Annotated in this window: 13 protein-coding genes and 1 other RNA gene; 5 read left to right on the top strand and 9 right to left on the bottom strand. The window is 59.6% G+C overall.

Translation table 11 applies throughout. From position 1 onward, the window contains the following. The first annotated feature begins 66 nt into the window (after positions 1-66). Complete coding sequence (locus QWB57_RS06960; protein ID WP_288968920.1) at positions 67-441, top strand: hypothetical protein; 375 nt, start codon at positions 67-69, stop codon at positions 439-441. 30 nt (positions 442-471) lie between these two features. Next, a complete protein-coding gene (locus QWB57_RS06955; protein WP_288968918.1) occupies positions 472-636 on the top strand; it encodes a hypothetical protein in 165 nt (54 codons plus the stop codon). A 193-nt stretch (positions 637-829) separates the two neighbouring features. On the opposite strand, the gene ssrA is transcribed toward QWB57_RS06955, so the two are convergent. From ssrA to QWB57_RS06935, 4 genes are all read right to left on the bottom strand, one after another. Then, positions 830-1,182, bottom strand: a transfer-messenger RNA (tmRNA) gene (ssrA, locus tag QWB57_RS06950). A gap of 111 nt (positions 1,183-1,293) precedes the next feature. Then, the gene (locus tag QWB57_RS06945) at positions 1,294-1,527 is read right to left on the bottom strand and encodes a hypothetical protein (protein ID WP_223629790.1); all 234 of its coding nucleotides are present in this window, start codon (positions 1,525-1,527) and stop codon (positions 1,294-1,296) included. 98 nt (positions 1,528-1,625) lie between these two features. Next, positions 1,626-2,165: a cytochrome b gene (locus QWB57_RS06940; RefSeq protein ID WP_288968916.1), complete on the bottom strand. Its 540-nt coding sequence runs from the start codon at positions 2,163-2,165 to the stop codon at positions 1,626-1,628. A gap of 65 nt (positions 2,166-2,230) precedes the next feature. Continuing rightward, complete coding sequence (locus tag QWB57_RS06935; protein WP_288968914.1) at positions 2,231-3,118, bottom strand: acyltransferase; 888 nt, start codon at positions 3,116-3,118, stop codon at positions 2,231-2,233. Between the two features lie 124 nt (positions 3,119-3,242). On the opposite strand from QWB57_RS06935, the gene QWB57_RS06930 reads away from it, so the two are divergent. Then, positions 3,243-4,079, top strand: coding sequence for an MnmC family methyltransferase (locus QWB57_RS06930; protein WP_288968912.1), 837 nt, complete (start codon positions 3,243-3,245; stop codon positions 4,077-4,079). Between the two features lie 37 nt (positions 4,080-4,116). Here the strand turns inward: QWB57_RS06930 and deoD are convergent, their stop codons facing one another. From deoD to deoC, 3 genes are read right to left on the bottom strand one after another with little or no spacing between them, the layout of a single operon-like run. Then, entirely contained in the window at positions 4,117-4,821 is a 705-nt protein-coding gene (gene deoD, locus QWB57_RS06925; RefSeq protein WP_223629786.1) for a purine-nucleoside phosphorylase, read from the bottom strand. After that, positions 4,818-6,032 (bottom strand): phosphopentomutase, encoded by a 1,215-nt coding sequence (locus QWB57_RS06920; protein ID WP_288968911.1) that lies wholly within the window; start codon positions 6,030-6,032, stop codon positions 4,818-4,820. Before QWB57_RS06920 ends, deoD begins: the two co-directional genes overlap by 4 nt. A 2-nt stretch (positions 6,033-6,034) precedes the next feature. Then, a complete protein-coding gene (gene deoC, locus QWB57_RS06915) occupies positions 6,035-6,766 on the bottom strand; it encodes a deoxyribose-phosphate aldolase (protein WP_223629784.1) in 732 nt (243 codons plus the stop codon). 386 nt (positions 6,767-7,152) lie between these two features. On the opposite strand from deoC, the gene QWB57_RS06910 reads away from it, so the two are divergent. Beyond that, entirely contained in the window at positions 7,153-7,647 is a 495-nt protein-coding gene (locus tag QWB57_RS06910; RefSeq protein ID WP_223629783.1) for a M35 family metallo-endopeptidase, read from the top strand. An 86-nt stretch (positions 7,648-7,733) separates the two neighbouring features. Then, a complete protein-coding gene (locus tag QWB57_RS06905) occupies positions 7,734-9,260 on the top strand; it encodes a hypothetical protein (protein WP_223629782.1) in 1,527 nt (508 codons plus the stop codon). A 15-nt stretch (positions 9,261-9,275) separates the two neighbouring features. Here QWB57_RS06905 and QWB57_RS06900 read toward each other — a convergent pair whose 3' ends face one another. Together QWB57_RS06900 and QWB57_RS06895 are read right to left on the bottom strand one after the other, a co-directional pair. After that, positions 9,276-9,611: a DUF3817 domain-containing protein gene (locus tag QWB57_RS06900; RefSeq protein WP_223629781.1), complete on the bottom strand. Its 336-nt coding sequence runs from the start codon at positions 9,609-9,611 to the stop codon at positions 9,276-9,278. A gap of 75 nt (positions 9,612-9,686) precedes the next feature. Next, positions 9,687-10,299 (bottom strand): RIO1 family regulatory kinase/ATPase (locus QWB57_RS06895; RefSeq protein ID WP_288968909.1); only part of this gene is annotated, 613 nt, incomplete at its 5' end.

Here is a 10,299-nt window from a genome sequence, read left to right as displayed (position 1 = left end):
GAGCTGATGGCATGGCGCGAGCGGGCACGGGAACGATGCGAGGCGGAGTGATGGTCGGATTGGGGTATGGGTATTCTCCTGCTACTTCTGGTTGGCCTCTGGGTTGCCGCCGTCTGTTTACTCGGGGTCAGCGGCATCGCCACGCTGGTGCGCGCCATCTGCCCAGCTGGCTGGCTTGCGGATGGCCATCCTTCGCCCGCCGACAGCGATGTGTTGATCCGCTGGGACGATGGCAGCGTGACCACGCATGGCCAAGCCCGCGAGCTTGCGGAATGGATGCGAAAAACCCGCAAGCAGAGGCCGGCAGCGGCACAATCCGCAAAGCCCACAAAGCAGAGCAACAATGCGGCTTGGTGGGAAAAGCACGAACGCAAACGCCGGTTGCGCGCAGCGATAGCCGAGCACAACCGCAAGCCGAAGCAGCCGCGCTATTTGCCCTGACCGTACTGCTGGGCGCCATGGTGATGTGCCATGGCTAATCCGCTGCACCTGAAAGTTGTTTTAGAGGCGCTCGACAAGGCCACTGGCCCAATCAACGATATCGTGCGCAACAGTAAAGGGCTGCAACGGGCATTCGTGGCAAATGCCGAAGCGTTCAAAAAGCTCAAGATCGAGCAACGCGATATCAGCGCATAGCGCAAGGCCCTCACCCATCGATCTACCGTTTTGCCCAATTGAAATAGTCAAAGAAATCAGCTCATGGCCCGCATCGAAACACAAATACAGCATCGAGGAGGCATTCAGGGAGTGCTTCTCCCCCAACAACACGCGGGAACTGGCGCGATCAGGCAAAAAAAACCCCAACCGAGAACGGTTGGGGTTTTGTTATTGGTGGAGGTGGGGGGAATTGAACCCCCGTCCGAAGATGCTCCATGCCCGGCACTACATGCTTAGCGCGGTGTTTGGTCTCGAATGCCGGCAACACACCGTGCGAAGCACGCCGTCATCCACACCCGCTAAATTTTGGATCCGGTTGGCGGGTCGCCGCCGGAACCTATCCTGTGATGATGACCCTACATCCACGAGCACAGGCACAAGTGGGTTCGGGGCTAGGCCTTAAGCGGCCAGAGCGTAGTTGTCGTCGTTGGCAACTAGAGTTTTGCAGCTGGATTTACGAGGAAAGCTACCCCCTCGGCATGCGCCGTGCGATTTCGCTACCCCCGTCGAAGCCAGTGCACCCCCGGGAATGTCGCTATCACCGACTCTTGCAGTATAGGGACGCGGCGCGGATACACAAGTCAGCGCGTAACCGCGGTTCATCCTGCATCGGATTTTCCCTGTTCGCCAGTATGCTCAGCCGCTGCAATCGCCACAACAAACCGATGGCTGCAATTCCACGCGGGTAGCCGTAATCCCCGTCTGTGCCAACACCGCTGCCAGCTCTTCGGCGTTGATCCATGCGGTTACCCGCAGCGCGCCATCGGTGGGGTCTTGATCCACCAACGCGGCCGGATCTGCCTCCCGAATGGCATCGTCAATCACGGCAAGATCAGGGGCCGCCGTGGCCAGCGTCACTCGATATTCCATGTCGTTTTCCCGTCAAACACGCGCGATGCAGCGTACGCAGAAGATTGTGCGCGCGCATCCACTGCCGTGAGTTGACCAAGGTCAAGCTTGCCCTACCCTCACAGCATCCGCTTCAGGGTGTCGTCATGACGGCCAAAATGGTGCCAAAGTGCCGCCAGGACGTGTGCACCGATGACCCAGTAAAACACTTCACCAATGGTGCCGTGCAAATCTTCCAGCTGGTGTGCCAGCTCTTCGTTTTCCGGCAATAGGGCCGGCAGCACGATGCTGGTAAACGGAATCATGATCTCTTTGCCATCGGTCCAAACCGTGGCCAGACCCAGCAGCGGCATCACGATGAAAAATGCGTACAGCACCAAATGCATCAACTTCGAAGCCATGCCGGTGATTTTGTCCAGCGGCGGCGTGATAGCCGGCGCACCGCCGCGCAAGCGGGCGGCAAGCCGAACCCAAACCAGCAAGAAGATGCTGATGCCTACCCAGAAATGCCCCTGCATCATCGCAACACGGCCACCGCTACCACGAGGAAAGATGCCGCGCTGCTCAATCAGCACGTAGGCCAAGACAATCAAAATCGCCGTCAACCAATGCAGGCGACGCAATACCGGGGTGTAGCGCGGACGTGTAATGGCATTCATACGGTGATCTCCAAGGTGGAATATTTCGATCATGAGCGATGTCACGCGGAAATGGTTGACACCGATCAAGTCGCAGACTGAACCAGCAATTGATCGAGCCTTGCATCTTTGTCCTGCCACACGGTATTCATCCAGCGTTGGAAACGCACACGGAATTCGCGATCGTTCTGGTAGTCGCCGCCAATGAATTCCTGCGGAATCTCGCGCTGGCGCACATCCACCCGCACGACAGGAATCCGGTTCATCAACAGATCCAGCAGGGCGGGTTTGCCCGCAGGATAGGCGATGCTGACATCCAAGATGGCATGCAAGCCCTGCCCCATCGCATCCAGCACGAAGGCCACCCCACCCGATTTGGGTTTGAGCAGATGCTGATACGGTGAGTCTTGTTTGGCATGCTTGTCGGACGTGAACCGGGTGCCTTCCACAAAATTCATGATGGCAATCGGAATGGCACTGAATTTCTCACACGCACGCCGGGTGGCAGCGATATCGCGGCCAGCCAGCGCCGGATTCCTGGCCACTTGCTTGGGGCTGTAGCGGCCCATGAACGGGAAATCCAGTGCCCACCATGCCAGCCCCAGCAATGGCACCCAAAACAGTTGCCGCTTCAGAAAAAAACGCAGCAATGGAATGCGCCGGTTGAAGGCTTTTTGCAAGGTCAGAATGTCCACCCAGCTCTGGTGATTGGCCAACACCAGATAGTGCCCCCCCATGTGAAACCCGCTGTCACCGGAAAGTTGCAGGCGGGTATCGGTGAGATGGGTCCACATCCAGTTGTTTACCCCTATCCAGCTTTCGGCCAGTCCGCTCAACAGCGGGTTGCAAGCAATGCGAAAGCGCGGCAATGGCAGCATGGCCTTGATCAATGCCAGCAGCAACAACGGAAGAACATGAACAATTGTGCTGACCGCCACGATCAGGGCGATCAAAACAAGACGAAGGACACGCATAAGCTCTCGGTGCAGATCCAGATGCCCCTATTGTCCAGTGGAATCGACCTTGGGTCACGCCCAGCGCGACGCTTCCAGCAAAGAATCCATCTGCAAGTGCTCCACCACCCCGTATCATTTGCATATGCGCCACCTGCCAACCCCGCTACTCACTCACTCCATCGCGACTGCCCTATTGGCGTCGCGTGATGCCGGCAACAACTGCTGGCAAGGTTCGTTTGATCTGGGTCGAAGCGTGGAAACCGTGGCTTTGGATGCCGAAGGCTGGCAATGGCGTGGGCAACACCTGCCCTACCCCGGCAAACCAAAAGAACGCACGCTTTACTACTTCGATGGCGAAGCGTTTGCCCCCATTTCGCGCTATGCCGGCAAGTTGATCAAATTGGTACCTACCGAATGGAATGTGCCGACATTCGAAATCGACGGCATCAAGATGCTGCCCACCGCAAAGGAATCGCCGCTGGATGATGCGCGCCGCAAAGTAGCGCTGGTGCAACCTGCAGGCAAAGTCGTGCTGGATACCTGCGGTGGGCTGGGTTATTTCGCGCGTTGCTGCCTGGATGCCGGTGTTGCCCGCATGCAATCCTTCGAAAAGAACGAGGATGTGCTGTGGCTGCGCACGCTTAACCCGTGGTCACCTGACCCCGACCACAGCGATGACCGATTGCACTTGACCCATGCCGATGCAGCTGAGGCGATTACCCGAATGCCTGATGCCAGCTTTGATGCCGTACTGCATGATCCGCCGCGATTTGGCATCGCAGGCGAGCTTTATTCACAAGCGTTCTACGACCAACTGGCTCGCGTACTCAAACGCGGTGGGCGATTATTCCACTACACCGGTAGCCCCAACAAACTGACCTCCGGCCGTGACGTGCCCCGCGAAGTGGCACGCCGCTTGCAGATCGCCGGCTTCCGCGCCGAACTGGCGTTGGATGGCGTGCTTGCCGTGCGCAAATAACACGTGTAGTCCATATCGGGCAACCTGCGCCTGGCGCCTATTGAATAGCGCTGGCCAACGCCAATTTCGCAATGCGTACCAAGCCCTGTTCACGTTCGATGGCCGGCATGGTTGCGCCCGTCTCCAGGTGATCGCTGACGGCGAGGATGGCCAGCGCTTGGAAGCCCTCCCGCATTGCCAGGCCGTACAGGCCGGCGGTTTCCATTTCGATGCCGCAGATCCGGTGCTTGTGCAGCAGTCTCAGTATTTCCGGATCCCCGTCGTAAAAGCAATCGGTACTGAATACATTGGCGACACGCACGGACAAGCCTTGCGCTTGACCCGCCTGCACGGCACGTTGCAGCAGCCCGAAATCGGCACATGCCGAAAGATCATGGCCGCCAAACTGCATGCGGTTGAAACGAGAATCCGTGCTGCCCGATTGCGCCAACAACACATCGCCGACCGCAACATCACCAATGCCGCCGCAAGTGCCCACGCGAATGATGGTGCGTACCCCAAAACCGCGGGCGAGCTCGGTGACGTAGATGGCCGTGGAGGGGATCCCCATGCCACCCCCCAGGATGGTCACGCGCTGCCCATTGTATTGGCCGGTGTAGCCCAGCATGTTGCGCCGCGCATTGATTTGATGAGGTGCAGCAAGCAAGGCGCCAGCAAGAAAGCGGGCGCGCAGCGGATCGCCAGGCAGCAATACGGTGTCGGCGATGGTGCCGGGTTCGGCTTCGATGTGCAGGGTTGTCATGCGGCTTGACTTGTCAAGAAACAGCGGCCTGCCGATAACGCCGGCAAGCCCAGATGGGTGGCAATGCCTTGGCCCAAATCGGCAAAACTCGACCGCTTGCCAAGTGCACGCGGAGCCAGCCCGGGGCTATACGCCAGCAGCGGTACTTGCTCGCGGGTGTGATCACTGCCCGGCCATGTGGGATCGCAGCCGTGGTCGGCACTGAGCAGCAACAGGTCATCGGCGCGCAGGTGCTCGAGTAATTGCGGCAGACGCGCATCGAAGTGCTCCAGCGCGGCGGCATAGCCAAAAACATCGCGGCGATGCCCGTACACGCTATCGAAGTCGACGAAATTGGTGGCAATCAATGCCCCATCGCCCGCTTGCGTCAACGCGTCAAGGGTGGCATCAAACAATGCATCATGACCACTGGCATGCACGCTACGGCCAACCCCTTGCGCCGCAAAAATATCCGAGATTTTGCCGACCGCAATCACCTCGCCGCCTGCGGCACGCACGGCATCCAACAGCGTGGGTGCCGGCGGAGGTAGTGCATAGTCACGGCGGTTGCCGGTGCGCTGGAAACCGGTTGCGGCAGCGCCGATAAACGGACGGGCAATGACACGCCCTATGTTGTACGGCGCCAGCAGGGCGCGCGCCAATTCACATAGCGTCAGCAGCCGCTGTAAGCCGAAACCCTGCTCGTGCGCTGCAATTTGAAACACCGAATCGGCCGATGTGTACACAATTGGCTTGCCGGTGGCGATGTGTTCGGCCCCCAGTCGATCAAGAATTTCAGTACCCGACGCGTGGCAGTTGCCCAACACGCCGGGCAGTTGCGCAGCGTCCACCAATGCCGCCAACAACTCGGGCGGGAAGCTGTTTTGCGGCGCATCAAACACACCGAATGGGCGATCCAACACCACGCCCGCGCTTTCCCAATGCCCCGACGGCGTGTCCTTGCCGCAGGCCTGCTCGGCCATGCAGCCCCACAGCGCGACCGGTGCAGGCGCTGCAGCAAACACCGCAGCCACCTGCCCGCCAGCCAAGGCATGCGCCGCTGGCAAGCCCAACCGTGTGAGATTAGGCAGCTGCAACGGCCCACGCGGTGCCGCCGCACACGCCGCTGCGATATGCCCGAAAGTATCGGCACCTGCGTCGCCGTATGCATCCGCATCCGGGGCATGGCCAATCCCCAGCGAATCCAGTACCAGCCAAATCGCACGCGCCATGCTCAGTGCCCCAACTCTGCCACGATGGCATCAAACAACGCACTGGCACCGATCCGAAAGCGCATCGGAGCTGCCCAAGCCGATCCCAGTTTGGCATCGACCAACGCCAAATACTGCTGCGCTTCGCCCAGCGTGCGAATCCCCCCGGCAACCTTGAGGCCACACTGCCCGCCACGCTCGGCAATCGCATCCAGCATCAATGTGGCTGCCGGCAACGTGGCATTGACTGGCACTTTGCCGGTGGATGTTTTGAGGAAATCCACCCCTGCATCCAACCCGATCGCGCTTGCATCGCGGATCAATGCAGGGCTGGCCAACTCGCCGGTTTCCAAAATCAATTTCAAGGTGATGCCGGTTCCGCAGGCTTGCCGGCAGGCCTCCACACCCGCTTTGGCACGCGCGGCATCGCCTGCCCTCAACGCCCGCCACGCCAATACCATGTCGATTTCATCGGCACCAGCCGCAACCGCACGACGGGTTTCCCGATGCACCCGCTGCGGGTCATCGCCACCTTCCGGAAAGTTCACCACGCTGGCAATCTTGATCGGTGTCCCGGCCAATGCTTCACGCGCACTGGTGACGTGCTCGGGGTACACGCACACCGCCGCAGGCTGGCCATACGGTGTGCACGCCGATGCACACAGGGCGCGAATCCTGATCGGACTATCGTCCTCCCCCAAACTGGTGAGGTCCAACAGCGCCAGCAAGCGGCTGGCAAGGAGTGATTGCGGCATGAACGAACACTCGAGACTGGCGAGTGCGCCAGCGTAAGCAGTTGCCGGCTGGCAAGTCTTGATTTGGGACAAATTCACGCAGGTTCACCCGCCCACCCGCTGCTGGCGCAATGCCGGGTGCCGCAACGACTCCCCATTCACGAAGCCATCGCTGTCCGCTCGCCACCGATGCCTGCGTTAACCCCGGTACGGCAATGCATTCCGGAGTTCCGGACTTGCGCCCCGCAATCGCAGCGACCGGTATCGGTCCAGCGGATGCATGCCGATTCCCCCGACATTTAAGGAGTACACCGATGGGATTCAACTGTTCTGGACTTGGCCCGGCCGATCAACAAATCTTGATAAATCTGCAGCCCACCATCATTGGAACCTTGCGTGGTGCTGCCATGAAGATCCAGCAAGGCGGTGGACGCGCTGAAAGCAAGAAATGGTTCGGGGATGACAGCAACCAATGGATGAGTGAGCTGGGGCCGAAGTTGTCGATGCTGGCCAGCATGATCAATGTCAAGCCCATCGACGTGCATTTTTCGAAGCTGCAAAAGCGCTGTGGTGGCGAATTTGCGGCGGCAAAAATGCCGTTGGATGGCTGGCAGGATTTCACCGATGGGCAGAAACCGATGAGCCAGGCCGAAGGTCAGAATTTCCGCATCATTCTCAATTTGAGCTGGAATTCATCGCCACTCTATCGGCCATTCAAACGCCCGGCAGACAGTAAATTCCAGACCATGGTGCATGAGTGCACGCATCTGTTCCTGAACACCGATGACGATGCTTATGGCGTGCCCATGTGCGAAGTCACCGCCGCCCGTACCCCCGCCATTGCCAAGAAAACCGCTGATTGCTGGGGCTATTTCGTGGAGGAGTTTCGCAGTCAGGGCTGACCTGCCGACAATGCAGGCCTTGCAATGCCTCGCCAATGGCATTGCAAGGTCGATCGCAACCCTCACCGCATGCATGGATGCCCGTCATGGCCAAGCTTGAACGCCCGTTTTTTCCGATCATCTACGTGCGCGGTTACGCGATGACGCGCGATGAAATCGTGCAGACCACCTCGACGCCATATATGGGGTTCGAGGCTGGTTCGACCAAGGTGCGGCAGGCGCAGGATGGCAGCATCGTCAAGTTTGTCTTCGAATCGCCGTTGGTGCGATTGATGAAGGACTACAACTACCGCGACGTCTATGCCGCCGGTGCCGAACAAGCCGACAAGCTGCCGGCGCGTAGCTTGGTCATCCACCGCTATTACGATGAGGCCGACCCTGCATTTGGCAATGGCAAGACTCCGTCCATCCCGGAAGCTGCCGCGGCGCTGGGGCAACGCATTGCACGTTTGCGTGACAGCGTATGTGGCGACGATACCGAGGCGCGCAAAGCGTTCAAGGTGTATCTGGTTGCACACTCGATGGGCGGGTTGATTTGCCGTTGCCTGTTGCAAAACCAGGACGTGGCCAGCGCTGAAATTCGTGGCCTGGTGGACAAGGTGTTCACCTATGCCACGCCGCATAACGGCATCGAATTGGGCGGAATGAATGTGCCCAGCTTCTTGTCGATGAATGACATGGACAACTTCAGCCGCCCGCGCATGGCCGAGTATTTGCAGACCGCGCCCGATCAGGTCAACACGCTGGGCAATTCAGGCTTCCCCGCGGCGCGGCTGTTTTGCCTGATCGGCACCAATAGCCGCGACTACGCCGTGGCACATGGCCTGTCGTCGATGGCGGTAGGACAAATGAGCGATGGCTTGGTGAAAATCGAGAATGCGTATGTGGCGGGTTGTCCGCGCGCATTCGTCAACCGCAGCCACAGCGGATTTTTCGGCATTGTCAATTCCGAGGAGGGCTACCAGAATCTGGTGCGCTTCCTCTTCGGGGACATGGCTGCCACTGGCCGGTTGCAGTTCAAAGCCCTGCCCTTTCCACCGGAGGTCGAACGTGCGCGCAAACAAGGCAAGCACATCCAAACCGCCTACTACATCGAGACTACGGTTGCCCCACGCGGGGCCTACACCTACGAACTGACGGCGCGCAACAAGGCACAGGAAAGCGCGGTACGCCGCCAGTATGACGAGCTGTTTGATGCTGCTGGCAACCTGATGCCGGATGCGCGCTCGCCAACCCTGTTTTCCGTGTTCCTGGACAGCTCGAAAATTCTGGCGGGCAGTGAAGTCGCGTTTTCAATCGACCTGGCAGTGTTGAATGCCGGTTATGAAATCGATGGTGTACTGTTCCTGAAACAGCATATCCCGGGCGAATACCTGTTCCGCGATACCGTGGTGTTGTTTGCCAAACGCGAGGACAACGGCCAGTGGGCGTTGCGCTATGTGCTAACCGGTGATCATTGGGCCACCGATAAAAAATCGGCCACGGCATTGGCCAGCCTCGGCAGCCATGCCGCCAGCGTCAACATGGCATCTGCAACCCAATTCAGCATTCCGTTGGCCTCGACCAAGGGCTTCCAAGCGGAACTGGTGGTCTCCCTGGCGGCATGGGTGTGATGCTTTGCCGCTGGTCTATGCCGACCGCGGCGCCAGCAAGCCGCGCTTGCGATACCACAACTCCAACGGCAGCGTGAACAACGGGGGTATCGCCGCGAACAAGGCCAACAGCAGCGCCCACAGCGGCCAGCGCAATTGTGTCCCGGCAACAAGGGCAACCACCACATAACCGATAAAGGCCAGCCCATGCAGGCGGCCAAACAACCACACGCCCAGATCCGTGCTGCCGCTGCCGTACTTCAAATACATGCCTGCCAACAGGCCGGCCCAGGTGAAGGCTTCGATCAAGGCAATCGCTGCAAATGCCTTGCCTGCCCAAGTTGTTGTCGATGCTGCTGGTGCTGTTGTCATGCCTGTTGCGTCCTCGTATGCAGGGGGGGCTTGTGCGTGTTCGATTTCAACCTCATCTGGCTACGCCAGCGGACATCAGTCCATCTCGGCCGCCGCTTCGCGGCCTTGTTGGCGAATTAGGGCTTCTTCACGCGCATCGTTGATGGCATGCCGCACCCCCTCCAGGTCTGGCTTGGTGGTGTCGTGCACGAACGTACCGGTCAATTCGGTGTCCGGGTGCAATTCACCGGCCTCGTACAACGCCCACATCTCTTCGCCGTACCATGTATCCAGCAGCTCCGGCGCCCACGCACCCAAACTGGCGGTAAGGTTGTTGACATCGCGCAGCAGCATGCTGCGCGATGCATTGTTGCCGGCGGCGCTGACCACCTGCGGGAAATCGATGATCACGGGGCCGTCGGGGCCCACCAGTACGTTGTATTCCGACAAATCGCCGTGGATCAGGCCGACGCAGAGCATCTTCACCACCTGCCGGACCAGGAAGCGGTGGAAACCGCGGGCCATCTCCGGCGACAGTTCCACCTCGCCCAGCCGAGGTGCGGAATGGCCGTCGGCGTCCACCACCAGTTCCATCACCAGCACGCCGTGGAAGTAGCCGAACGGCTCCGGCACGCGCACACCGGCATCGCGCAGCTGGTACAGCGCGTCCACCTCGGTGTTCTTCCAGGCGGTTTCCTGCTGCTTGCGG

It is taken from the genome of uncultured Thermomonas sp., assembly GCF_937872235.1.
Lineage (GTDB): Bacteria > Pseudomonadota > Gammaproteobacteria > Xanthomonadales > Xanthomonadaceae > Thermomonas > Thermomonas beijingensis.
This window is presented reverse-complemented; position numbering and strand designations above follow the sequence as displayed.

Bases quoted from the DNA above. Each gene is read 5' to 3' on its own strand.
- QWB57_RS06960 (WP_288968920.1), top strand. From the start codon at position 67: ATGGGTATTCTCCTGCTACTTCTGGTTGGCCTCTGGGTTGCCGCCGTC.
- QWB57_RS06955 (WP_288968918.1), top strand. From the start codon at position 472: ATGGCTAATCCGCTGCACCTGAAAGTTGTTTTAGAGGCGCTCGACAAG.
- QWB57_RS06945 (WP_223629790.1), bottom strand. From the start codon at position 1,527: ATGGAATATCGAGTGACGCTGGCCACGGCGGCCCCTGATCTTGCCGTG.
- QWB57_RS06940 (WP_288968916.1), bottom strand. From the start codon at position 2,165: ATGAATGCCATTACACGTCCGCGCTACACCCCGGTATTGCGTCGCCTG.
- QWB57_RS06935 (WP_288968914.1), bottom strand. From the start codon at position 3,118: ATGCGTGTCCTTCGTCTTGTTTTGATCGCCCTGATCGTGGCGGTCAGC.
- QWB57_RS06930 (WP_288968912.1), top strand. From the start codon at position 3,243: ATGCGCCACCTGCCAACCCCGCTACTCACTCACTCCATCGCGACTGCC.
- deoD (WP_223629786.1), bottom strand. From the start codon at position 4,821: ATGACAACCCTGCACATCGAAGCCGAACCCGGCACCATCGCCGACACC.
- QWB57_RS06920 (WP_288968911.1), bottom strand. From the start codon at position 6,032: ATGGCGCGTGCGATTTGGCTGGTACTGGATTCGCTGGGGATTGGCCAT.
- deoC (WP_223629784.1), bottom strand. From the start codon at position 6,766: ATGCCGCAATCACTCCTTGCCAGCCGCTTGCTGGCGCTGTTGGACCTC.
- QWB57_RS06910 (WP_223629783.1), top strand. From the start codon at position 7,153: ATGAAGATCCAGCAAGGCGGTGGACGCGCTGAAAGCAAGAAATGGTTC.
- QWB57_RS06905 (WP_223629782.1), top strand. From the start codon at position 7,734: ATGGCCAAGCTTGAACGCCCGTTTTTTCCGATCATCTACGTGCGCGGT.
- QWB57_RS06900 (WP_223629781.1), bottom strand. From the start codon at position 9,611: ATGACAACAGCACCAGCAGCATCGACAACAACTTGGGCAGGCAAGGCA.